This is a genomic window from Acinetobacter lwoffii (assembly GCF_052078135.1).
GTDB lineage: Bacteria > Pseudomonadota > Gammaproteobacteria > Pseudomonadales > Moraxellaceae > Acinetobacter > Acinetobacter lwoffii_Z.
In genome coordinates this window covers 37,028-61,844 of sequence record NZ_JBQGUZ010000004.1, presented here as the reverse complement: position 1 = coordinate 61,844, position 24,817 = coordinate 37,028, and the positions used below count along the sequence as shown (strand labels likewise).

Below are 24,817 nucleotides of genomic sequence, written 5' to 3'. Positions count from 1 at the left end.
TACCCAGTGTTATACCCGCTTCGGCGGGTTTTTTATTGCCTAAAATTTAGAGGTCAGCATGTCTGGTAAAAATTTAACATTCAAATTAATCATGGATGCCGACACTAAAGGTTTTGTTGGCAATATTAGACAGTCAGAAGATACAGTTAAATCAGTATTCAACACAATTAAGCAAGAATCTGAACGCTTAAAACAGGCAACTGCCGATGCTTCGAAAGAAATGGGAAATATTATCCCTAAAGGCACGACAGAGCTTGCTGACAAGCTTTCCCAGTCTCTAAATGCTGCTACTGGAATCATCAAAGATGCTGGGGAAAATGCAAAATCCACAGCAGGAAACTTTACAGATTTTGGTAATAAGGCTGAAAAAGCATTAGGCCAACTTAAGAGTGATTTAGTTCAAGCCAAACAAAACCTTGAAGCATTTTCTAAAACCAGTGCTTCACCTGCAGATATTGAAAAAGCACAGGTTCAGGTTGATCAGTTAGAAAAAGAAGTACAGCAGACTGATCAGGCATTTAATAATTTTCAAGCTGAAGTAGGTAAAGCCAACAACAGCTTAAGAGAAACAGACACAGCAGCTCAGACGGCGCAAAAAGGTATTGATGGCGCTAAATTTGCTGTTAACACACTTGTGGGCGCATTAACTGCTCTTGGCATAGGTTTAGGTATTCGTGAGCTTGCAGAAGCTGCCGACTCATACACTAACCTCTCTGTTCGTATTCAGATTGCTACCCGTGAAGGTGGTAATTTTAATTCTGCAATGGCTGGAGTTCATCAGGTAGCACTTGCCACAAATTCTAGTTTACAGGCAACAGGTGATTTATTTACCCGACTGAATACAGTCGGCAAAGAAATGGGGATGACGCAACAACAAGCGCTAGACCTGACTAAAACAGTTACCCAAGCCATTCAGATCGGTGGTGGTTCAGCTCAGGCCAGTGAAGCGGCTGTACAGCAATTCATCCAAGCCATGCAGGGCGGTGTTCTTCGTGGTGAAGAATTCAACTCTATGATGGAAAATGGTTACGGTCTTGCTGAGGCTCTAGCTAAAGGGTTGGGAGTCACGACTGGTGAACTCCGCAAGATGGCGGAAAATGGTGAGCTTTCAGCAGAGCGTGTTATTAAAGCTTTGCAAAGTCAGGCTACCCAGATCCAAGAAACCTACAACCAGTTTCCAACTACTATCAGCAATGCGCTGCAGAAGATTTCTACACAATGGCAGATTCTGATTGGTGAGATGGATCAGGCCAATGGCTCAAGTGCAACGGTAGCTAATGCACTATCAATCATTGCTGATAATCTTGGAATCCTCAAAGTATTCTTTGATGATGTTGCTGAAGGTATTGGGTGGTTCCAGGGTAAACTATCTGAGATTGATCCATCTACAATTGAAGCAATCCGAAGCACGTTATCGGCTGTATACGACACAATTAAAACTGTCATATCCAGTATGGCGGGGATTGCTGAAACAGCATGGAGTGCCTTTACATCTACTTTAGATGCAGTAGCCCCGTTATTTAACGCAATTATGGGTGGTAAAGAAGAAGTTAGTGGTTTAACAACTCTATTCAATGTTTTTAAAGTTGCATTGGGGGTGGTATCTGATGCTGCAACTGGCCTAAACATTGCTCTTAAGTTACTCCTTGCGGGTATTCAGTTTATTTCAGGAGGTATTTATGCACTTAGTGCCGCCGTCCTGGATTTCTTAGGGTTCGATGATCTTGCTGCACAGGCTCAGAATGCGTCTGATGCTCTGTTTAGACAGGCCGAAAAGAATGGAAGAGAAGCCAATAGACTTGCGCTTGAAAGCAAATCTGCGACAAGAGAAGCAATTCGAGAGATTCGTCAGACTGAAGATGAGGCAAATAAAGAACGGGTTGCTGAGAGCCAAAAAACTCTTAATGAATTAAAGCTTCAAGAGGAAAAGCATAAGGCTGACTACAAGGCTATTAGTGATGAGCGTGTTCAGCTAGAGCAGCAGCTCTATGAAGCACGCAAAACTGGTAATCAGGCTGCAATTGATCAGGCTGTAAAAGGTCTTGCTGACTTAGATACTAAGGAAAAAGCGTATCAGGCTGAAAGCCAGAAAATCACTGAGGCTAAGATTAAAGCTGCACAAGATTGGGTAAATGCTCAACTTGCAGCAGCAGATGGTACTCAAAAAGCAGCGGATGCAGCCACCCAAAAAACCCTACAAACTACTCTTGCGGCTCAAGGTTTAAAAATTGAGTTTGATAGTACTGGCAAAGCAATTGTCAAAGCCATGGATGACGGTGCTAAGGCCACAGAGGGTACGGCAAACGCAGCTGATAAAGCACGAAAAGCTGCAACCGCTTTAGGTCTGGATCTGGATGTTTCCTTAAATCGTGTCTCTGAAAAGTTTGCAGAAAATGGCAAAAATGTTAATAAATTTGCAGCAGGCCTTGATGATCTTGGTGTTAAGGGAAAGCAGGCTGGGCAGGTTACCTATGAAGCTTGGTTGACATGGCTGGAAACCGCCAAAAGCCAAGCTGAAATTAATATGGCCAAAGCAAAACTTCAGGAGTTCGGGGACCAGGGCAAAGTTTCAACAAGTCAGGTAGAGCAAGGCCTCATTGCTATCAAGTTGCAGGCTCAAGGACTACCGGATGATATTGACCCGGTAACCGAAGCTTTCAAGCGTCTAGGTATTCAGACCAAAGAGCAGCTCAAGCTTTCCGCTCAACAAGCTTTGATGGATTACATCACAATCCGGGATAGCGGCAAGGCTACAGCTGAGGGTATCCAGAAAGCTTACGAAAAAGCCGCTCAGTCTGCCGCTGCATCTGGTGATGCTGGCGTTATTGCTGCAACCAATGCTGCAAATGCTGGGCGTAATCTTGAAATTCAAATTGATGACACAGGCGTTGCTGCCGTCAAATCCATGGATGAGTGGGAAAAATCTAATCACCGCGTTAGAGATTCTGCACGCGGTATTGGCGATGGGTATCGTCATGCTGGTCGAATCGCAAGAGAGGAGGCCAAAACTTCAACTGAAGCTTGGGCTGATGCAGTCAATAAGGCCAAAGGTGATTTCAATAAAGAGATGAAACGCCAGGGCGAGGCATTGAGCAAGGGGATCTATGGATATGACTCCTATACCAAGGACGATGTCTTATCTCAACTCAAGAGCAAAGGCTACAGCGATAAGGAAGCACAAAAGCTTGCCGGCACCATCTGGTCTAAGGCTTTGGAAGCAGATCGTGATGCTAAAGCTCAAGGACTGGGTAAGGATGGCAACCCTGCAATGAAAGCATTAATCAATGCTGAATTTGATCGGGCGGCAGCGAATGGTCTGACCACTCAGCACGGTACCAACAAGATCAATGAGCTACTTCGCAATATCAACCTGGCTTCAACTGGGTCCAATAGCCTGAATGACTACGCGCCGTCTATTCCTTCAGTACCATCAACCAGAGATTATGGTAAGGGGGGTGATAGTGTGAATTACAACATTCAATTCGGAGGTCAAACCCTATCCCTTACAGGCGATGCAAGCCAAAAGGATGTGATGACCAGTCTGGTAAATCAATTAAAAGGTATAGCGAAATCAACATGAAACTCATTCGCTTAGCAACATCCGAAACCGTCCCATTAGAGGACGGTTTTTTATGGCCTGATGAATTCTCCTGGAAGGCTATTGAGCAAACACAAAACTTCACCATTGATGGCTCTCTGATCATTCAGGAGGGCAAAAAGAAGTCGGGTCGACCAATTACCTTGCAACCGGCAGATCCACAGATGGGTTGGATCAGGTTGCGTGAATTACGGACTGTTCTTGAATGGTCAAAATTACAGGATGAAAATTTCAGACTGCAGTTTGAGCAACCGCATGACAACCGACAATTCACAGTCAAATTTAATCACCAGGATGGGGCTTTAGAGGCTGCACCGGTAAAAGGAATTCCAGCGGTATCACTGGATGATTATTTTAATGTGACCTTGCGCTTTACGGAGTTAAACGATGGCGATTGAAACCAAGGATTTAGTAATCTACAAGTCTGAACGCTTGACGGACAACTCTGATGGCGGTGGTAAATACTCTGGTGTTGTGGTTCAGGATGGCATCAGTAATAACCTGTTCAATGATGTATCAGAAATGGATCGAACCATGGGTGATGTCTCCATGCGTAAGATTTTCCCAGCAGTCACCACTGAAGACACTGATCTACTAATGGGTGCAACGGTGTTTGTATCTGAGCTGCCGGAAGACCCAAACGTATCAGCATTATTGTTCAGTACTAAGAACTGGACCGATGAGCGTCAGTCTGCCCAGAACCGGGTAGAAAATTATCTGGCTAAAGGTGGTCAGATTGCCGGTACGCCTCTTGATACCCATTGGCAGGGTATGTCATCGCTTCAAACTGTAATGTGGCCACAAGAAGTTGAGGCATCGGTAGGTGATACCATTGTATTGATTTCTGATGAAGGGAAAGCTTTAGAACGTGAGCAGTATGTTCGTATCACTAAAGTTGATACACGTATTGCTAAAATGGTGATTGATAAGGAGGAGATTGAGTACAAGGTTGCAACCTACGCTATCAATGACCCACTGGAAACAGACTTTGTGGGGCTATCCGCAAAACAATGGTATGAATTACAGGCATCAAAAACCATCATCCGCGATACGATTGTTGCAGATACTGGTCTGTACTATTCATCTACTGCACTGGCATCTGATGCCAATGTGGGTGAATTTACAGTCAATGCAAAAAGTATCTTTGCTCAGTTAATTCCATCAGCTCAGACTGAAACACCAATCATTGATGTGAATGCGGCTGGTGAAAGCGTAGTCCTGGTAGCGGGTAATGAAGGTACCATCACGGTCAATTATCCGAATATGGTGATTGGTGTGAGCCAGAACCTGTATATCGGCTCTGCGGTGATTCCATCAAGCGTGTCGTTTAGCCTGCAAGGCCAGCAGATCACCGATCAGGGCGGCCTGCTTAAAAACACCCAAGGCACTCAGGTCGGCACGATTGATTATCAGCGCGGTCTGATTCAATGGACCTCAGCGGCGCCAGCCGGCACTGTAAGTTTGAATATCACGTTCAAGCCTGCAGCTGCACCGAATCAGTATTATCAAAGCCATGCCATTCCAGTGACACAGAATAACCAAAGCACCAACTGGACCGGAGTATTGATTCCAATCCCTGCACCGGGTGCTTTGTCGATCTCGTATATGTCACAGGGCAAATTCTATGAGCTTAAAGATGATGGCTCGGGCCAGTTAAAGGCTGCCAGTCCATCCTTTGGTTCAGGCATGATCAATTATGAAACTGGCTCTTGGCTATTAACCACTGGCGCATTACCAGATGTAGACACACCGATTCTGCTGAACTGGGGCACACCGATTATCACTTTTGTGCGATCCAATCTAAGTGTGGAAAAAGCTGCATTTGAGTTTGATTTAGGTCGACCGGGTGTATTGCCGGGTATCACCATCAATTGGACGCTTGAGGGTGAGGCGAAAACTGCAACATCAAATGCTCAAGGTAAGTTTACCGGAGATGCTACAGGTGAAATTAACTATGCCACCGGTACTGGCAAAATCATTCCAAATAAGTTGCCACAAAAAGGTACGGTCTTTTCGGTGATCTATAACTATGGATCATCACTTGAACAAACCAAGATGGATATTACCCCTGCAAATCAAAAGCTGACCTTTATCATTGGTACAGGACCAGCAATTCAGCCAAATAGTGTTGAGTTAAAAATTCCACTTCAAAGCAGTGAGGGGATTACAGGGTCTGTAACTCTGACAGATGTGCCGGTGAATGCCACCATGGGGAATTTAGTGAATAGCCGTGGTCAAGTGCAAGGCACCATTATCTATGCTACTGGCGCAGTTGAAGTCACACCAAAAAGTTCAGCGAGCAGATTTGTGCAAACCTTTACACCTATGGCTACCTATGCGGCTGCCTAGCGAGGAAATATGTCTTTTTATTCTCCACAAACGTCAGACATTCAAGGTCAGCAGGTTGAATTAAAAGCCCTTAATGCTGTTGATGTTCAAGTGAAATACCGCGATACATCCGGCTCAAACTCGGCAACTCATACCGTGACGGCAAACAAACTCAAGCTGGATATATCCTCCGGTTTTGATGAGCAGATTCTGACAGGTTCAGCTCGTTTCAAAGTGGGTGCTGATACCCTTCTGGATCGTACTGGCTTGCTGTATCGCAATGTGAATCCAGCGAATAACAGTGGGATTCAGTCTGGTGTCATTCAATATGGCACCGGTATTGTTGAAATCGACTCATGGACACCGAATACAGACAATACCATTACCCTGGAATCCTTAACTACCACCACCGACCTGTTACCAGTCAACAAGATCAGCTTTAGAACGCCAATCATGCCGATCCGGCCCCAATCATTAACTGTGGTGGTGGGAACAATTGCATATGGCCAGCTGACATTAACCGCTGATGAAAATGGCGTGATTGAAACCAGTCGGGCGCATGGGCAGGTGAACTGGGATAATGGCTTTGTGACGATCTACTTCTACACCAAAACCAAAATCACAGAAGCCAACCGTGCGGAGATTGAGGCAAGCGACTGGTATGACCCGCTGCTAGAATACCAGGAGGGAGCCGATAATTATATCAATGTACCAGTCTGGGTCGATGCTTCATCAGTGCGTTATAACGCAGTGGCCTACACCTACATTCCGCTAGATTCGGAAATTCTAGGTCTGTCTGCTACTCGATTACCGATTGATGGCCGTGTGCCGATCTTTCGTGTGGGTGGCATCGGGATTGTTAGCTCAAGTAAGTCTCAGGAATTACCAAGTGCGATTGCAGGCACCACATACAACCTGAACGATCAGCGCATTTCGTGGGCTGAACTTGAAGATGCTAACGGTACGAAAGTGCCTTTTGATCTCTACACTATTGATTATGATTATGGCCGCGTGACGCTGGGTGGTGATTTTGTGCTGGGCAATCTGGTTGCACCGCTGACAGTTAAGTACCGCTATCAAGACATGGGCTTGATCCGTGATGTACAGATCAATGGTCAACTAACCTTCACTAAACCTTTGACGCATAACTATGATGCAGTCGATACCATTGTTGGGTCTGCCTTGGTCATTGGTGACATGCAGGCGCGATATACCCGTAAGTTTGTACAACAATCCTGGAATAACGTGTGGAATGATGAGCCGACAGGTTCTGGGATTTCTGCTAACTATAATGATTCACTTTACCCAATTCAGACAACCAATAAAGGCGCTATTCAGGAACGCTGGGCAATCGTATTCACAGGCAATGAAACATTCTATTGTGTCGGAGAATATACAGGACGATTGACTCTTGCGGGCTCAACCAGTACAGATTACACCCCGCTCAACCCGGTGACTGGTGTGCCTTACTTCATTATCAAGAAAGAAGGCTGGGGAGCAGGTTGGGCCAATGGCAACGTCCTGCGATTCAATACTGTCGCTGCCAATTTTCCAGTCTGGGTGATTCGAACAGTGAAGCAATCTGAACCAGCCGTACTGTCAGATCAATTCCAGATCATGCTGCGTGGTGACATTGACCGCGTACTATAAACAGTAATTCAAATATGGCCGCGATATGCGGTCTTTTTTATGAGTAATAAAAAAATGGCAATGAAGCAGACGCAAACCAAGTTATTCGATTTTTCTGATGTGGGCTTAGATTTCTGTGCTGGTTCCAAAAGCTTATTTCCAGATCGTTTTAAAAAGATGCTTGCACTTGGCTATAACGTGCAAACTGTAACGAATGTGGCTGTTGTAGGTGATCAAGTAACATTCACATACGGTGGTGCCCATGGCTATGTAGCTGATCGCGTCTTGAAAGTTGATTCGGGTGCTTTATCGTCTATTAATGGCGGTGAGTTTTGGATTGATTCAGTTACAACCAACACGGTAACGATGACCATTGATAATGCACCTTTATCTGTGCCAAATGGCTTTATAACAAGAATTGCATCGCTCGGATGGTCACTAGAGTATGAGGTTGCAAATATTCATATTTATAAGTTTAAGTATATTGATGAAACTGACTTATATTTGCGACTATGTTTTCAAAACAATGCAGCGTATAGAAACAATATCTCACCATGTATTGGAAAGTCTTATGATGTCTTAACTGGGGAAATTAACGATCCTTTAGCTTACGTCGATACAAGCACAATCATGTCGCCAAATTTGATGACATGGGAGTTTTCCGGCAACACAGGAGCGACGGCGAACAATTACAGTTATTCACAAGGCTACTCAACGTACGGACGGGCTTGTGTTGTAGGAAGCGCATATCACTTAGTATCTATGCATACACTCACATCAACATATGGACGTGTTATCGGCTTTGTGCCTGCTGCATGCCTTGAATATGACCCACTAGATAAATATCCTTTATTGATATGTGAAAATCCCCCTGTGGCAGTGAATGCTGGTAACACAAGTTATTTTGGCTCATATGGCAGAGCGTATGTAGGACAAATTAGGGTTGATCTAGATATCAAGTCAAGCGTAAACCTATTTGTTACCGCACCTGCAAATTCCTCTTTTTTGCCATCGAGTCTTGATAGCTTTAACACAACAACAGCTAGACCGATCATGATCTACGAATTTGATACCAAGCAATATTTAGGAGCGGTTGTTGGTGGTTTGTATTCTTGTATGTACGCAAACACAAATACTCCGCCTTTGGATCGAAATTTAAGCCCAGTTGAGACACGTGATGTTGAGATGAATACCATTTGCAAAATCCATTTCACAAGTTATTCGTCAGCAAACTATAACCAGTCTGTTTACTTACTTGCTCCAGTCGAGGAGGTGAAGTTTGGGTATTAAAATTAAAAGAATATTTATCGGCGGTTATATACCTAATTATCAAAAGTTGCAGGAAAAAGGATACGCGATACTAAGAGTGTGTCGACCTGTACTTACGATTTTAAACTCTAATCAAGGGTTTGGCCAAATTAAAGGAACAACCAAAAAAGTAGGTGCAAATTATTCACCTGTACCTGTATGTGTATTTCGCAGGGACAATCGGCAACTGCTTTGGGAAACAAAATCCAAAGCAGATGGATCTTATGCTTTTCGAAACATTGCAAAAGGTTTGGAGTGTTTTGTTGTGGCCTTTGATCCAAATGAAGAATATAACGCAGTCATTCAAGATAAGGTAGTCGCAAAATGAGTAAAACCTCTATCAATGCTCGGCTTGCCATGATTCAAGCCTTTGCTCACTTTATGGATAACGGGAGTCAAAGTGCTACCGTTATTTTTTATGAAGGTACACAGCCTGGCAGCCCTGCGGTGGCAGCAGACTCAAACAATGCATTGGTGACACTTACATTTCCTGAGCCATATATTAAGGAAACTACGGCCACTTATGTAGAGCTTCATCCAACAGACACAGCAATCGTAATCAAAGCGGGCACTGCAACATGGGCACGGATTTATAATGGTGCTGGCGAGGTGGCTGCGGATCTGGCTGCGGGTGCAGACATTGCGCTGGCCAATACCAATCTTGTACTGGGTGGATCACTCCAAATTAACTCATTTAAAATTAGACCGTAGGTGAAAATATGGCAGGCAATCATATTGAATTTGCACAATTTGGACACTTTGATAGTTTTGACATCATCCGGTCTGTGTCAAGCATGGCTAATGTTGCTGATGTCGATTTACCTTCACCTATAGTCACAGGTTTAAAGACCATGTATTACGTGGATAGTGACGTGGTTGAAGGCTTGACCTATTATTACAAGGTGCGTGTGTGGCTTGGAAGCATAAGTTTTGTAAGTGATGAAGTTGCAGGATATGCTGGTAGTGAAGTGTTCTTGGCTACTGATTTATTAATTATTGCAGATAGTAATGAAATTAGGGATATATCAAAAAACAATCGAACAATTACAGTTAAAGGTAATGTTCAGTATGTTGACTCAACAATCAACACTCCACTTTATTCAAACGGTTCGTACTATTTTGATGGTAGCGGTGATGCATTAGATATTGATATATCTACAATGGGTTTAAATGATTTCACATTTGAAATGTGGGCAAAAATTTTAGCACCAAACAGCGGTAAATCGTGGCATCGTTATTTTGATCTGGGTGACGCGAGTGGAGCACATGCTTTCTCAATAACAAACAACGCTACAGACTCTCCGCAGCGCCCTCAAATGTATGCTTACAACACATCAAATGTATGGCAGCAGCTTATTACACCAAATAAAACAATCCAGTTTAATCAGTACAAGCATATTTGCCTAATGCGCAAAAACGGGGTCTTTTACTTGCTTGTACATGGAGAGTTAAGTGGCTCTAACGCAAATAATATCGCACTAAATATCAGTAAAAACCGGCTACGGATTGGTGCTGATTTGGCAAATACAACTGCATCAGCATCGGAATCAAAAATGTATCTTGACTCTTTCCGAGTTGTCAAAAAAGCGATTTACCCAACAACAGGATTTATACCACCATCGTCAAAATTTGAAACTGTATAATTCGGGGGTGTTATGAGCGATAACTTTGAACATAACAAGCCGTATTTACTAGCAGCAGTATATCAAATCACGCCCACGGCAAGCCCACTAACCACACCATATGATTTGCATGTCACATACAATCCTGATCACATTACAAACCTGGTTGATTTTAGCCTTGATGCTGATTTTGAATTTGATGTCGTTGCGGTATACATAGCAAGCCCAGTTAATATCGCACTAATTAATACTCAGCTTGATGCTGACTTTAGCTTTGATGTGCAAGCAATCTATACCGAGAATTACTGTGTTGTTGATATGTCGCTTGATGTGCCAAGTGTTGAAGCGGTTGCATACTTTGATATCAATCATCTGGTAGGTGTGTCTTACGGTTTTGATATGCGCTATCAGAAAGCGATTGCATGTCTGAGCACCACAAAAATACCGTGGGCTAAACCAGTATTAAGAGTCTCAAACGAGGCTCTTTTTTATGACCAAGGCTTGGTGATTTCTAGTCAGGCAGATATTCAATATGAGCAGGCAGGGTCATTAACCCGGGCGATTAAATTCTTGCATGAGCAGGCAACCGGTTTAAGTTCTGATGCGTACGTGATCTGGGAGGAAGGTGATAAGCGTTTTATTCATCAGCGTTACTTGCATGAAGAAACGATCAAACTGCGCCATAACCGTGAAACAGTCTGGCAGGAAATGATCCGTCGGCGTAAGACTTTTACTTACTCACACGAAGTGGCTCAGGTCTTTGAGCATCGCTTTTCATTTGAGTGGGATAAAAGCCTTGAGATTATCACCAAGTCAGATTTGCCTTGGGATAAAGCCAAGGCGATTCATTATCGCAAGCATCCGGTTCTACCATGGCCAAAGCCTGAAATACCCGAATATGAAGGCACCGGTGATTTAAATTTCATCTGTCTATGTCATGACGTTGATTCACACAATGTTGTTTTAAATTTTGGTGCAGATGACTGTATTCCAGCACTGCCGAAAAGAAACTGGTGGTATATCGTGAATGTATTAATAGCCGAACGATTAGATACCGGCGAGAAGATCAAAGTCATGGATGGCACATACAGTACCAGCCGATCTCAATGGTGCTGGACCTATTCCATTACTGTGGCTCACACTGAAAAAGAGAAGTTGCAACCTATAAATGACCAGCCCGTGATTCTTAAAGTTATGATCAATGGATTTGACCATCATATTTTGCTTGAGGGCCCGGAGGAAACCCGACGTTTTGCCAGTGTTTTGTACACATATCCGGGTCGAAGCGTTACAGCGTTGAACTCAGATAAATACGGACCGACACGTTCATTTATTCAGGACAATGAACGCACCTCTGTTCAACTGGTACAAGCCGAACTGGATCGAGCAAATAGCGGCACAGTCTTGGATTGGAAACTGATTGATGAATTGGGCTGGATCGTGCCGGTAGAGAGCCTGAGTTATGCAGAACTTGCACCAATCGATGCAATCAAGCAGGTCGTTGATGCAGGTGGTGGCTTTATCTATAGCCAGAAAGCCGGTAATACCCTCACCATTTTACCCCGGTACCAGAAAGGCTACTGGGATGCGATGACGGTGGAGGACTACGACATTCTGTTGTCTGAAAGCCTGGTGATGCAACAGAACATCAAGCAAAACGATGAATACATTGCAGACTTTAATGCCATCACAATAGTGAATAGCCGTAGTGGTGAGAGCTTGAAAGTACAGCAGCGGGGTACTTCTGGTGATATGCCTTTAGAAACCGTCACTGGTCCATTATTTAATGTGACATCTGGTGCCAGTTACGGCAAGAATGAACTGGTGAAAGCCAATATTCAGGAACTACACACCTTCTCTGATATTCCGGTCAGTCAGGAAATTGGCGAGATGCTACCCGGTAAAACGATTGCCTTTAATGGCCAGTGGTGGGGTGTGATCGATTCGGTATCAGGTAGCTTTTCACACGAAAAGGTCAATGAAACCATTACTGTGGAGCGCATCAGCCGTGAATAACCCTTTATTTGAACTGCGCATGCTGCTTAATCCAACACATGCAGAATATATTGGCACCATTACATCAGTGAAGCATCCAGAGTATCGGGTGCAGATTGATGGCGGATCTGGTCCAGTATTATGCACATCCGGCACAGCTTATAACTTAGGTGCCAGAGTATTTATCTCAAATCAGGTAATTTTAAGGCCCGCACCCACTGGCCAGCATTCAGAAATAGAAGTTTAAAATTAACTAAGTAACAGCACCTTTTTAGGTGCTTTTTTATTGCCAAACAATAGGGGTATGTATGACTAAAGGGGATGTATATGGACTTTCTTAGTCAAGTATTGGAAAGCATAAAGAGCCACTCACATATCCTTTTTACAGGTGTGCTGGGTGCAACTTTTGGCTTTCTATTGAGCAAGGAGCCAACCCGGGATCGCTGGATAGGATTCTTTGCAGGCTTCATTTTATGTGTGGTCTTTGCTAAACCGGCAAGTTTATTTCTTGCTAGCGGTAACTACCCAGAACTATTTGGATTCATTCTGGGCGCTGCTGGTAAAAGTACAGCTGAAGCATTGCTGAGTTTGGCTCGATCAAGAGTTCTTGGTTTGGTCAAAAAGGAGAGTGAAGATGCTGCTAATCATAAGTAAAACGGCTTTGGTGTTATTTATAGTTTCGTTTGCCATCATGGCATTTCATCCAAAAATTCAACTTCCAAAACATATCGATTTTCTATTGGTGTTGTCGATCCTTTTTGGGGCAGCACTTTTTGTTAAAGATGAGTATTCGCCCAGTCCGGCCGGAACACTTTTTTATACCACGGTAAGTATTTTATTCGCACTCTTTACCCGACAACTCTATATTTGGGGTAAGGGTGGTGCACGTCCTAAATTTTTTAATACGGATAAAGATGGTGACAACCCATGAAACACATTTTTGATTTCTTACGAAAGATCAGTGGTGGCAAACTCACCCAAAAGCAGGTTGATGCTGCAGATAAGCTGATTGCAACTGCTTATGATGACCTGAACGATGTGTTGGGTATCGCCACAGATGAAATGCATGTGAGTCCAAGTGGAGTCGATTTGATCTGCAATTTTGAAGGTCTGCGACTGAAAGCCTATGATGATGGCGTAGGTGTATGGACTATTGGTTTCGGCACCACAAAATACCCAAATGGTATTCGTGTCAAAAAAGGGGATACCTGCACACTGGATCAAGCCAAAGCTTATATGCAGAACGATCTGAAATCATTTGAGCAGACTGTAAATAATACGGTCAAAGTTCCACTCAATCAGAATCAGTTCGATGCTTTAGTTTCACTGGCCTACAACATTGGATCAACTGCATTCAAAAATTCCACTTTGGTTAGGCAACTAAATGAAGGAAATTATAAAGCTGCTGCCAATCAATTTAATGTTTGGGTCAATGCTGGTGGCAAGCGCATGCAAGGTCTGGTGAACCGCCGGGCTGCAGAAAGGACTTTATTCTTAAAATAGATAAATGCCCTCAAATGAGGGCATTGTTTATCATTAAAATAAGTGACTGGTTATTAATTAATCCTCAGAATCCCTTCCCAACTAAAATAGTTCTGAGTCAGGTTTTGTCTGGCCATTGCCCATGCGCGACCATGCATTTTGCATGGGCCAATTGCTATTTTCTTATCTCCAAATCTCACCTTAACCTGCTCAAGGGCAGATTGAAGTTTCTCATTTTTCTCTATTTGAGTACTATCAGATAGAAGGTCATATATGTATGTCGATTTTGGCTCGATTGCGGTCAATATCACACCACATTTCTTAAACTCGATTCCTTTTTGAAACAGCTCATTCATTCGCTTCATTACAGCCCGGTTCATAACAGCAGCACAGTCAGTCGGCTCAGCAAATCCGATATTGATCGACTTGTTATAGAAAGGCCTGTTCTTATCAAAAGGATTGGATTGGGCAAAAGCAATCACACAACCACAAAGAGATTCATCTTCTCTTAACCGCTTAACAGCGTTCTGCAGGTAATCACTCATTGCCTCAGATAATGATTCAATATCGGTTACCCGTGCGCCAAATGAGCGTGATGAAATGATTTGCTTCTTGGTTGGCGCAGCCTGCTCAAGTTCGATACATGAAATCCCTTGCAGTTCCATGACAGTCCTCTGCACGACCACTGAAAACAGTTTTCCCATTTGATGTGGATTAGAAGTGGCTAAATCAAGAACAGTATTAATGCCTAAGCCTTTTAGTTTTTTACTATGCTGACGACCAACTCCCCAGACTTCGGAAACATCAATCAAACTCGAAAAATAATCACGATGTTGAGGATCTATTGAAACCAGATCACAAACCCCATTGAAGCGTTTAGCCTTTTTGGCCATATGATTGGCAAGCTTTGCTTCGGTCTTTGATCGACCAATACCAACACAAACCGGTAATCCAATCCACTGCAAGATCCGCTGTCGCATATTTTGCGCATATTCAACCAGGTCATAATTTTCAGAATAGGCAGTAAGCTTTAAAAAGCACTCATCAATCGAATAAACTTCCTGTTCACCTGGCGCCACGTAATCAGCCAGAATCGAATGGAAACGTTGAGACATTTCAGCATACAAAGCATAGTTACTCGAAAGTACCTGTACATTATGTTTTTCGACAATATCTCTAACCTGGAATAGGGGAACACCCATCTTAATACCAAGATCTTTTGCTTCTTGGGAACGTGCAACTGCACAGCCGTCGTTATTTGAAAGAACAATGACCGGCACATCTTTAAGTTTAGGATTAAATAGGCGCTCACAGCTTACATAGCAATTATTTACATCAATGAGCGCGTATATTTCATTGTTATAGCTCATCTGAATTTCTTGATTACATTTGTGACTACACCCCAGATTTCAAACTGCTGGCCCTCTTGGGGATGAATATCTGGATAACCCTCATTCTCAGCTTTCAACCAGCAACCTTTCGCATCAATAATTAGCCGTTTCACTGTCAATTCATTATCGATACTGGCAATCACAATATCTCTATGCCTAGCCTGAATACTGCGATCTACAACCAAGGCGTCATTAATATCAATTCCTGCATTTAGCATAGAAAGAGAATCCGCACGAACAATAAAAGTAGCATTCGCATTATTAATGAGGTACTCATTCAGATCGATTTTTTTATCAATATAATCTTGAGCGGGCGAGGGGAATCCAGCTTGAACGCGTTCGGTTGCCAAGGGTATTTCTATTTTTGTGACAGGATCGAACTGACGGATATCAGTAATTTCATTTTCTTTTTTAAGGGATTTTAAGTATTCTTTGATATCAAGAATTTTAGATTCAGGCACTCGAATAACTTTAGTCTCTTCAGACTTTTTTCGACCTGCCCCGGCTCGAGAACCCCCATGAGTACTGTTCATAACTTTACGACTCCTTGATTTTTGTAACAATAATCAAGATTGTAAAGATTCAATAAAAATCAAACAAATAAAATAAATCTTTTAAATTCAAAGATGCGTCATAGAGTGACGCAAAATTATGATATTTCGGATGAACGGTTACAGTACTAATTGACTTGGTAAAGACTCTTAGTCAGAGCTGCACAGCCCATTCAATTACGACGAATGTGAATGTGGGGATTTGTGTAAAGGCTCTTTAAGGTGATTACAGTATATTGGATTCTTTGAGACGTTTATAAAGTTTTGGCTGAAGGTTATTTAGCCTATCGATCAGGCTTTTTTCATAACAGAACCACTCCTGCTCATCGAAACTTCTTTGTGGATCTAAAATATCAACGTAATCTTGGGTAATACTTTCTAATTCTGAGAAGACAATATCTTCATCGCTAATATTGAAAAATAGCTCAAGTCTTTGTTGTTGAAAATAGAAAATAGTGACCTTGCATGAGGTTTCCTCAAAAATATTGTTTCTCTCATTGATATTTGCATAACCAGCAGCTTTCACCTTATCAGATAAAGGCACCAGAGATGCTTTCGCATCGATATACGAATCCCAAAATTTAGTTATAGTTTCTTTATTAAACTCGAATCTTGCCTGATGCTTCCATCCACTAATCAAGTAAGCTGCCACTACCGCAGCTCCAAGCGTTGCCAGCCCCCCGAATAGGGTGACGGAAAAAAACAAAGCATCCTTGAATGAGTCTTTTGGATTTTCAGCAGGAAAGCCAATCCAAACAATAAAAAATGAAACTATTGCTATAATCCCTATACCTGCAGCTGTACTTATTAAGACGATAGTTATTTCTCTTTTTATCAACTCCATACCCCACTCAAAATCACATAATTACTCTTCAAATTAAAAACCCACCCAGATTCCTTCCTAAAAATCTCTCCATTCTTAATCGTGTGCTCTATGTAAAAGTAGGTCCATGTTTTCATTTTTCCATCCATTCTTTTTATTTCAAGATGAGTGATATAATAAGCATAAACAAGAAGTTGTTAGCTGTGGATAACTTTAGGATTACGCCAGTTTTTCGCCAGTTATTTATAAGTATTTGTTTTCAGGTAATAAAAAGCCCCATGGTTAGGGGCTAGTCGTATATAGGTCAAGCCCATATACTGTAAGAGGCTCATCTCAAACTGCGTGTATTAGAACACAGCAGTCTGCAAATAACCATCTAAATCTGATTTAAACAGTCAATTGCTGTTCAATCACCGGCCATAAATTCTGATGCGATTTTTTAAACATCAGCATATGACCAATGGCTTTATAGGCATAACTTTTAGGGCTAAGTTTAATTATCTGGGTTTTTGCGTTTGGATATAAACGCAGTAAATCTTTCACATTGGCTTCCGTGGCAATCTCATCATCCGATGACCAGATTGAGGTAATCGGGCAGGTGATTTGCGCATGATAATCATGGGATGGTGCAATCTTTTTACCAATCGCGTTGATTACATAACCCGGTTTACTACAGAACTGCGCCCATTCGCGAGCTACATCTTTCGGCAGGTTTTCACCCATACCAATCGCTTGAGTCGGGCCATAGCCTTTAGTGATGCGTGCCAGTGGGAAAATAACATTAAACATCACTGGCGCAAGTAACTTGGTTTTACCTTTGAGTCCTTTCACATGTCCAGTAGAGCCAGAGACAGCCACCACTTTTGCGACTTTATCGTAATTTGGCACAATACCTAAAAGCTGACCACCGGCACTATGTCCAAGTAGGATCACTTTTTCTGCATTGGTACGCGTTGATAAAGCATCAATCGCGGTCGGTATATCCAGTTGCCCCCATTGCACAATACTGGCTTTTGAATTTTTCAACAGGCCATGTAGTGAATCACCAATCCCCCGGAAATCAAAGACCATAACCGCATAGCCTTGAGCTTGTAACCACACACAAAACTGATGATAAAACTGTTTAGTAATGCCAGTTGCCGGACAGACTAATACTGGAAGTTTGTCAGTTTCAGAAATAGCTGCATAAAAACGTGCACTTAAGCGATAGCCATCCTGACACTGGAGAGTCAATGTTTCAAATTCAGACATACGTTACACTATATTTTTTAGAATCCTGATGAAGCTTTTAATATATACATTTTTAGCAGGGTGACTCGGGGAAAATATGACTTAAACGTCAGTAAAATAACAGAGATGGAATAAACTTATGCAGCTAATGGAACTTGAGCTGGCCGTTAAAATAGCCATTATTTTTAGTGGAATCTTCTTGTGGATCGGGATGTTTACTGGTGTCTGGAAATATTGGCAGATCCGTCAATCGCCTCAATCACGCGCACATTATTATGTTGATATTGCGCATCGCAGTAGTCTGCTTTATGCACCTGCGACCTTAATTCTGGCAGTATTGGCCTATTGTTCGGTTTTGCCAAGTATGGTGAATCTGCTTTGCGTACTGATCAATATTCTGTTTTTCAGCTTCTCGATTGCCGCTTATATGCTGCATGGTTTTCTGCAAGACACGACAAATCAGTTTAAACAGCCGCATCAGTTGGGTAAGTTTCATTTGCCAGGAAGTTTAATGACTTTCGCCATGCTAGGTTTAATTGTCGCAGAATTGGGCGGGACGGGGATCTTGCTCTATGGGGCATTTGCGGGATTATTTTAATCTTCTTTTTATAGTTATTCTGAAAGGATGTCGGAATGATTGAAAGTTAAAACACTTTTTTCACCAGATGGATGACTGGCCAAATCATCCATCTGGGCTAATTTAAAATTTGTTTATCGGTATTTCTGGTCTATGGCAGCCCATAGGAAAAATGCAGCTGAGACAATCAGTGCATAGCCGAAGTATTCAAGTTTTAAATTACCTTGAATTAAGCAATGGACGGTTAAAGTCAGCATGAGTGCAAAAGTGGTGCATATAAATGTCACCAGATTGGTGTTGTTGGCTTTAAGAGCGTCAATGAAGACTTGCTTGTTGAAATGTAATGATAACATCTCCATCCCTCCCATTTATTTATGTTATTGAAGATTAAAGCAGATTTAATCAGTCAGAATTGAATATATAGTTGTACTGTTTAATTTGGACCTTTGCAACTGCTGTGGCAGGCTTTTACAGTCAAAATGGTCATCTTTAGTCGTATAACTACATAATTACTTGATTAGGCAAGAATTATATTTTCAGATTTCACCTCCAGCTAATTTTGGAAATAAGATGTAGTCATCATTTGATCAATGCGACCAGATAGAAAATGCAAATTCTACGCCAAAGATATGTAGTGTTAATCAATACTTTGTAAGCTTGCGTATGACTCGGAGGGGGACTTGGTTTAAGTTGGCAACAATAGGTATCTAAAATCAGGAAATTAAAGTTTTGTTTATATTTATATAAAAAATAAAATAATTAAAGTGCAATTCTATACATCATATTTTATAGAAAATCTTAGTATCAAGATTTACAGCGGTGATTTGATGTCATTATTAAGAAACAATAAATGTCCGTTTGGGTAAAACCTGACAATTATTGATCACGCTCAAACCGGATTTTGGGTAAAAATACGATTTTTCAGACATCCTAGAAGTTTTAGTTTCTAATACGGTCAATCACAGCTGTAATCAGCAATACAATCATGGACGGGATAAACCAGGCCAGATTCTGATCTGATAGAGGTAAATTTTGCAGTAATGCAGGCAATTCAAAACCAGCGACTTTTAATCCATCAAAAATACCAAAGATCAAGGCCACCAGGGTCACTGGCGCAATCACATGAGATGGTTTCTTGAAGAAGTTTGCACAGAAGCTCAGCATAATGACGCTAATGGCAGGCGGATAAATCGCGCTCAAGACTGGAACCGAAACAGCAATCAGTTTGGTTAAACCCAGGTTTGAAATCACCAGTGAGAAGCCCACCAGAACAAATACAAAGATCTTGTATGGAATCTTGGTCAAGTTGGAGAAATACTCAGCACAGGCACAAGTCAGACCAATTGCAGTCACCATACAGGCAATAAAAATCATGCCAGACAGGAAGTAAGCACCCATATCGCCAAAAGCATGTTGTACATATGCATGCAGGATAATGGCACCATTGGCTGCATTTGGTGCAATCTCATGGCTACCTAGTCCAAGTTTAAACAGACTTAAATACACCAGAGTTAAACCAATACCAGAAATAATGCCGGCATTCACTGCATATTTGGTAATCAGTTTTTTATCGGTTACACCACGTGAAGTAATGGCTTTAACAATCACAATACCGAAAACTAAAGCGCCCAAAGTATCCATGGTTAAATAACCATTTACGAAGCCTTCAGTCACTGGACTGGTAACGTAATTATCGATCGCTGCAGGCGGATTGCTGGCAGGGATCATCACGGCTGCTACACCCAAAATTATCAAAGAAATAATTTTAAGTGGTGACAGGAAATAGCCGACGGTATCCAGAATCTTGTTTGGATATAAAGATACGATGGTCACCACAGCAAAATAGATGATGCTGTAAATGAGCAGGCTGCCAGATTCATTGCCAAAGTAAGATGAAAAACCGATTTCATAAGAAACGGTTGCGGTACGCGGCGTCGCAAATAAAGGGCCAACAGCTAAGTAACAGATTACAGTCAGCAAGATGCTGGCTGCTTTGCCCAGAGGCGAGCTTAGTGCCTGAATGGAACCTTCAACGCGAGACAACGCAATAATGGTAATCACGGGTAAGCCGACTGCTGTAATAAGGAAACCTAAAGCAGCGAGCCATACGTGTTCACCGGCTTGTTGAGCCACAATCGGTGGGAAGATAATGTTGCCCGCACCAATAAATAGTGCAAAGGTCATAAAACCTAGGGCGACAATATCCCGGGTACGCAGACTTGTCATAAAGGGAGATCAATAGAACAAAAGAAAGCGATTTTAGTGTATATGTCCAATTTTTTGGAGTTTATTTTAAGGCTGGAAGCCTTGATTCTAGTGAGTTTGCGGATCACATAACCGGTCATTCAAATCTTGGTAGAAATATATGTTTGATAATTCGCTGAAAAATATATTTTTCCTTATAAGCTCAAAAGATATCTACACTTGATATCAAAATATGTCAGTTATTGTTTGTATAAATAAGCAGCAGTGAAAATTCCTATTTCAAGGAAAATTGCTGTGCCGAAACTCAACAACTGCGACATATTTCGCAAAAAAGGGATTATAATTCAGGGATTCATAGTGAGGATAGGTATATGCGAGCTCCAGCGATAAGTCTTAAAACTGAGCAAGATGTTGAAAAACTGCGGATATCTGGGCGTTTGGCTGCAGAAGTTTTAGCGATGATCGGGGAGCATGTCAAGCCAGGTGTCACGACTGAATATCTGGATGATCTCTGTCATGATTTTATTGTAAATACCTTAAAAGTGACGCCCGCCAATATTGGCTATTATGGCTATACCAAAACCACCTGTATTTCACCGAATGAAGTGGTTTGTCACGGCATTCCATCATCGAAAGTCGTTTTGCAGGATGGCGATATTATCAATATTGATGTTGCCATTATTAAAGACGGTTATTTTGGTGATACAAGCCGGATGTACTATGTTGGAACTCCTTCTCCAGAAGCCAAGCGACTGGTCAATACCACCTATGAAGCCATGGTGGCCGGGATTCATGCGGTGAAGCCGGGCGCGACTCTAGGTGATATCGGCTATGCGATTCAAACGGTCGCACAGCGTGAAGGCTATTCCATCGTGCGCGAATATTGCGGTCACGGCATCGGTAAGGTCTATCACGAGCAGCCAAACATTCTGCATTACGGTCAGCCAGGTCAGGGCATTAAACTGGTTCCAGGCATGGTGTTTACCATTGAGCCGATGGTGAATATGGGAAAAGCCCGCGTCAAAGAGCTGAAAGATGGCTGGACTGTAGTCACCACGGATAAATCCTGGTCGGCGCAATGGGAACATATGGTCTATGTCACCGAAACCGGGTTTGAAGTCTTGTCGCCTTGGCCTGAAGGCACAGGTGAGTATCCGGAAATTTAAAATATTGATTGAATGATCTTTATTCAGATAATCCACTTACATAAATTACAACTCACTCGTTCTTGCTGACGAAAACATACAGAACACTACATTAAACAGTGGTTTAGGATTTTATATCTGATTAAACTAAGAGTCAGATACATAGGTTCCCTTTTTTTCGCTCACTATGCTGTAGTGAAAGTTTCTCTAGCTCATTTTTCCCCAAGAATGAGCTATTTTTTTTGTCTAGTTTTTCTCAAAAGTACTTCATTTAGCGCCGATTTAATTCAGCGACCAGATAATCAATAAAGACCCTTACTGCAGGTAATAAGCCGCGACGTGAAGGATAAACCACATGGAAAATACCATGCGGTGCTTTCCAGTCAGGAAGCACTCGAACCAGTTCACCACTTGCTACATATTGCTCGACCACATTATCTGGCAGCAAAGTGACGCCTGAGCCTGACGCGGCCAGTTGTGCTAGCATATTCAGGTCAGAACCCAGGACGGTTGGACTGACACGAATTTTTTTCTGTTCCTGCTGTTCATTTTGTAAGGTCAGAAACTGTTCGGTATGGTCTTCGGCCATACTCAGGATTTTATGCTCAGCCAGTTGCTCAGGGTTTTTCAGTTCACCAAATTCATTTAAGTAGCCCTGACTGGCGAATAGATGCTGCTCAATTTTTTCAAACTGGCGAATCACCAGATTCGGGTCATCATCCAGGCTGGAACGGACACGTAAGGCCAGATCAAAGCCTTCATTGATAATATCGACCCGGCGATTGGTGATCATCATCTGGACTTTAATTTCAGGATATTTTTTCAAAAAATCCGGCAGAATTTTTGCCAGTTCGTTCTGGGCAATAGACACTGGCAGACTGACTTTAATAGTTCCGCGCGGTTCAGTGCTTAGATGGTCAACCAGATCATGCGCTGCCTGTGCAGCATTCAGCATAACTTGGGCATGCCGATAAATATTCATGCCAATATCGGTGACGGCAAAATGACGCGAACTGCGCTGAATCAGACGTACACCCAGACGCTCTTCCAGATTAAACACCCGGCGGCTAAGTTTGGATTTGGGAATATCGGTTGCACGTTCGGCTGCACTAAAGCCGCCATGTTCCACCACCTGAGCGAAACAGTAAAAGTCATCCAGATCAGACAGCATGGTTTAATTCCATTCTTGCAACGATAAGCTGATTAAAAATTGATTGTTGCATACTGTCAATCAGAGAATGCAGCATATAAAAAAAATTTAATTCCCGGATTTCAGTAAACCTAGCAGTGTTTGCATGCCATCGGTCGCGCTTTGGGGGATTTTGTAAAACTGTGCAGGTAAATACTGCTGCTCGGCTTTCGGGTCGATGTAATAGGCCTCACAGTGCGCAGGAATCTCATGAATTAACCCGGCGACCGGATAAACCTGTAGGCTGGTGCCAATCACTACGAAAATATCGGCATCCTGTATACATTCTTGAGCTTCTTCATACGCGGGCACGGCTTCACCAAACCAGACTACATGAGGACGCAGCGGATAGCCTGCCTTACAAAAGTGTTGATTTAAATCTAATTCAGAACCTTCAATTGGATAAAACTCGGTCGTGCTTTGTGCATCGGGGCCTGAGCTTTTGGCCAGACGAATATTGCCATGTAAATGGATCACCTTGGAGCTGCCGGCACGTTCATGTAAGTCATCAATATTTTGGGTGATTACATGCACATCAAAGTTATCTTCAAGATCCGCAATCACCTGGTGGGCAGCATTTGGCTGTGCTTCTAGAATATTTTTACGGCGGGCGTTATAAAAGCGTTGTACCAGTTGCGGATTTTTAGCCCAAGCCTCAAGTGTAGCCACTTCTTCTATACGATACTGTTCCCAAAGTCCATCACTGTCGCGAAAAGTATTAATGCCACTTTCGGCGCTCATGCCTGCACCGGAAAAGACCACCAGCTTTTTCATTGTTCTATCTCCTGAATCTTTAGGCAGCTGAAGTGCTAGATTGTGAATTTTCATTTAAAAAGATGCCAAGTTCTCGGGCAAATTTTAGCGGTTCAGTCAGTAAAGGTGTATGGCCGGATTTGCTGAAAAGTATCTGTTTGGCCTGAGGCAGGCTTTCTGCAATCAGGCGCTGACCTTCAAAAGGATATAGCTTGGATTGTACGCCGCTAAAGAAAGTCACCGAACAGCTGAGCTGGGCCAATGCCTCTCGGTAATCCTCACGATGGTATAAATAATTGTTGATATACCACGCCATATAATCCACCCGGCTGGAAGGCATTAACAGACTTTGCAGGCGAGGTTGATTCAAAATGAATTCGAAAGCTTTCAGACTATATTTTTGTTGATTTTGTAGCTGAATAAACTTTAGCCATAGGGCGGCAATTTGTTTACGGACAGAAACGTCAAGATCACGGATCAATTCAACTTGCTGATATTGCGTAAGTAGGACAGAGAGCTGCTGCAGGATGTCGATAAATTCCTGATAACGTGGACCAAAAAGACCAAAATCCCAGGCATCATCGACCGGAATTTTGGGAGTCTGATCAATGTGCAAATAAGCAGAAATCTGACTGGCAAAGTTGTCATAATGCATGCCGTGCATTGCGGTGGTTGCACCCATGGAATAGGCAATGACGATGACTTGATCTAATTCTAGCTGGGTCAGAACTGAACGCACATCCAGCCAGTGACTGGAAATTGCATCGAGATCTTGCGGAATTTTACAGCGACTGGAAGCCCCAAAGCCGCGCCATTCTGGAATAATGAAACAGAAATTTTTCTGATGCGGATAGAGAAAAGCTTTCCATTGCCAGCTCAGCATGCCAAGTCCCGAGAGCATCAGTACAGGCTGTCCCTGACCATATTCGCGTACAAATAGCTGTTCACCATCGGGCATGCGATAAAAGGGCATGTGTGTCTCCGTATTTAG

At 42.6% G+C, this 24,817-nt stretch carries 24 protein-coding genes; 15 read left to right on the top strand and 9 right to left on the bottom strand.

The features are described 5' to 3' along the window. Positions 1-58: 58 nt before the first annotated feature. The 13 genes from ACTL4S_RS03765 to ACTL4S_RS03705 all read left to right on the top strand — a co-directional run bounded on the left by ACTL4S_RS03765 (position 59) and on the right by ACTL4S_RS03705 (position 13,983). Positions 59-3,580: a tape measure protein gene (locus ACTL4S_RS03765; RefSeq protein WP_441298777.1), complete on the top strand. Its 3,522-nt coding sequence runs from the start codon at positions 59-61 to the stop codon at positions 3,578-3,580. After that, positions 3,577-3,996 carry a hypothetical protein gene (locus tag ACTL4S_RS03760; protein ID WP_441298776.1) on the top strand — a complete coding sequence of 140 codons (420 nt, stop codon included), beginning with the start codon at positions 3,577-3,579 and terminating at the stop codon, positions 3,994-3,996. The genes ACTL4S_RS03765 and ACTL4S_RS03760 overlap by 4 nt, the downstream gene beginning before the upstream one ends. After that, positions 3,986-5,947 carry a hypothetical protein gene (locus ACTL4S_RS03755; protein WP_441298775.1) on the top strand — a complete coding sequence of 654 codons (1,962 nt, stop codon included), beginning with the start codon at positions 3,986-3,988 and terminating at the stop codon, positions 5,945-5,947. Before ACTL4S_RS03760 ends, ACTL4S_RS03755 begins: the two co-directional genes overlap by 11 nt. 9 nt (positions 5,948-5,956) lie before the next feature. Then, positions 5,957-7,576, top strand: coding sequence for a hypothetical protein (locus ACTL4S_RS03750; RefSeq protein ID WP_441298774.1), 1,620 nt, complete (start codon positions 5,957-5,959; stop codon positions 7,574-7,576). A gap of 39 nt (positions 7,577-7,615) precedes the next feature. Further along, positions 7,616-8,845, top strand: a complete 1,230-nt coding sequence (locus ACTL4S_RS03745; RefSeq protein WP_441298773.1) for a hypothetical protein — start codon at positions 7,616-7,618, stop codon at positions 8,843-8,845. Continuing rightward, complete coding sequence (locus ACTL4S_RS03740; RefSeq protein ID WP_441298772.1) at positions 8,835-9,191, top strand: carboxypeptidase regulatory-like domain-containing protein; 357 nt, start codon at positions 8,835-8,837, stop codon at positions 9,189-9,191. The genes ACTL4S_RS03745 and ACTL4S_RS03740 overlap by 11 nt, the downstream gene beginning before the upstream one ends. Beyond that, complete coding sequence (locus ACTL4S_RS03735; protein ID WP_441298771.1) at positions 9,188-9,574, top strand: hypothetical protein; 387 nt, start codon at positions 9,188-9,190, stop codon at positions 9,572-9,574. The genes ACTL4S_RS03740 and ACTL4S_RS03735 overlap by 4 nt, the downstream gene beginning before the upstream one ends. A gap of 8 nt (positions 9,575-9,582) precedes the next feature. Then, complete coding sequence (locus ACTL4S_RS03730; protein ID WP_441298770.1) at positions 9,583-10,506, top strand: LamG-like jellyroll fold domain-containing protein; 924 nt, start codon at positions 9,583-9,585, stop codon at positions 10,504-10,506. Between the two features lie 12 nt (positions 10,507-10,518). Then, positions 10,519-12,501 carry a hypothetical protein gene (locus tag ACTL4S_RS03725; protein WP_441298769.1) on the top strand — a complete coding sequence of 661 codons (1,983 nt, stop codon included), beginning with the start codon at positions 10,519-10,521 and terminating at the stop codon, positions 12,499-12,501. Beyond that, on the top strand, positions 12,494-12,727 hold the full coding sequence (locus ACTL4S_RS03720) for a hypothetical protein (protein WP_441298768.1): 234 nt from the start codon (positions 12,494-12,496) through the stop codon (positions 12,725-12,727). The genes ACTL4S_RS03725 and ACTL4S_RS03720 overlap by 8 nt, the downstream gene beginning before the upstream one ends. A gap of 80 nt (positions 12,728-12,807) precedes the next feature. Then, positions 12,808-13,134, top strand: a complete 327-nt coding sequence (locus tag ACTL4S_RS03715; protein WP_431437564.1) for a hypothetical protein — start codon at positions 12,808-12,810, stop codon at positions 13,132-13,134. Next, positions 13,115-13,411 (top strand): hypothetical protein, encoded by a 297-nt coding sequence (locus ACTL4S_RS03710; RefSeq protein WP_004279633.1) that lies wholly within the window; start codon positions 13,115-13,117, stop codon positions 13,409-13,411. The genes ACTL4S_RS03715 and ACTL4S_RS03710 overlap by 20 nt, the downstream gene beginning before the upstream one ends. After that, a complete protein-coding gene (locus ACTL4S_RS03705) occupies positions 13,408-13,983 on the top strand; it encodes a lysozyme (RefSeq protein ID WP_184413084.1) in 576 nt (191 codons plus the stop codon). The genes ACTL4S_RS03710 and ACTL4S_RS03705 overlap by 4 nt, the downstream gene beginning before the upstream one ends. A 53-nt stretch (positions 13,984-14,036) precedes the next feature. Here ACTL4S_RS03705 and ACTL4S_RS03700 read toward each other — a convergent pair whose 3' ends face one another. From ACTL4S_RS03700 to ACTL4S_RS03685, 4 genes are all read right to left on the bottom strand, one after another. After that, entirely contained in the window at positions 14,037-15,332 is a 1,296-nt protein-coding gene (locus ACTL4S_RS03700) for a Y-family DNA polymerase (RefSeq protein WP_441298767.1), read from the bottom strand. Next, positions 15,329-15,886 (bottom strand): LexA family protein, encoded by a 558-nt coding sequence (locus ACTL4S_RS03695; protein ID WP_441298766.1) that lies wholly within the window; start codon positions 15,884-15,886, stop codon positions 15,329-15,331. The genes ACTL4S_RS03700 and ACTL4S_RS03695 overlap by 4 nt, the downstream gene beginning before the upstream one ends. Before the next feature lie 244 nt (positions 15,887-16,130). Beyond that, positions 16,131-16,748 (bottom strand): hypothetical protein, encoded by a 618-nt coding sequence (locus tag ACTL4S_RS03690; RefSeq protein ID WP_441298765.1) that lies wholly within the window; start codon positions 16,746-16,748, stop codon positions 16,131-16,133. A 366-nt stretch (positions 16,749-17,114) separates the two neighbouring features. After that, on the bottom strand, positions 17,115-17,978 hold the full coding sequence (locus ACTL4S_RS03685; protein ID WP_253144597.1) for an alpha/beta hydrolase family protein: 864 nt from the start codon (positions 17,976-17,978) through the stop codon (positions 17,115-17,117). Between the two features lie 118 nt (positions 17,979-18,096). On the opposite strand from ACTL4S_RS03685, the gene ACTL4S_RS03680 reads away from it, so the two are divergent. Then, positions 18,097-18,555, top strand: coding sequence for a hypothetical protein (locus tag ACTL4S_RS03680; RefSeq protein WP_441298764.1), 459 nt, complete (start codon positions 18,097-18,099; stop codon positions 18,553-18,555). A gap of 113 nt (positions 18,556-18,668) precedes the next feature. On the opposite strand, the gene ACTL4S_RS03675 is transcribed toward ACTL4S_RS03680, so the two are convergent. Both ACTL4S_RS03675 and brnQ read right to left on the bottom strand, forming a co-directional pair. Continuing rightward, positions 18,669-18,887, bottom strand: coding sequence for a hypothetical protein (locus ACTL4S_RS03675; protein ID WP_004645284.1), 219 nt, complete (start codon positions 18,885-18,887; stop codon positions 18,669-18,671). A gap of 586 nt (positions 18,888-19,473) precedes the next feature. Then, the gene (gene brnQ / locus ACTL4S_RS03670; protein ID WP_253173222.1) at positions 19,474-20,760 is read right to left on the bottom strand and encodes a branched-chain amino acid transport system II carrier protein; all 1,287 of its coding nucleotides are present in this window, start codon (positions 20,758-20,760) and stop codon (positions 19,474-19,476) included. Positions 20,761-21,110: 350 nt separating this feature from the next. Here brnQ and map point away from each other — a divergent pair, with 350 nt between their 5' ends. Beyond that, positions 21,111-21,905: a type I methionyl aminopeptidase gene (gene map / locus ACTL4S_RS03665; protein WP_004645281.1), complete on the top strand. Its 795-nt coding sequence runs from the start codon at positions 21,111-21,113 to the stop codon at positions 21,903-21,905. Positions 21,906-22,155: 250 nt separating this feature from the next. Here the strand turns inward: map and ACTL4S_RS03660 are convergent, their stop codons facing one another. The 3 genes from ACTL4S_RS03660 to ACTL4S_RS03650 form a co-directional block, all read right to left on the bottom strand. Then, the gene (locus ACTL4S_RS03660) at positions 22,156-23,055 is read right to left on the bottom strand and encodes a LysR substrate-binding domain-containing protein (RefSeq protein ID WP_441298763.1); all 900 of its coding nucleotides are present in this window, start codon (positions 23,053-23,055) and stop codon (positions 22,156-22,158) included. Between the two features lie 87 nt (positions 23,056-23,142). Next, complete coding sequence (locus ACTL4S_RS03655; protein WP_441298762.1) at positions 23,143-23,847, bottom strand: SIR2 family NAD-dependent protein deacylase; 705 nt, start codon at positions 23,845-23,847, stop codon at positions 23,143-23,145. 19 nt (positions 23,848-23,866) lie between these two features. Further along, entirely contained in the window at positions 23,867-24,799 is a 933-nt protein-coding gene (locus ACTL4S_RS03650; RefSeq protein WP_441298761.1) for an alpha/beta fold hydrolase, read from the bottom strand. Positions 24,800-24,817 lie beyond the last annotated feature (18 nt).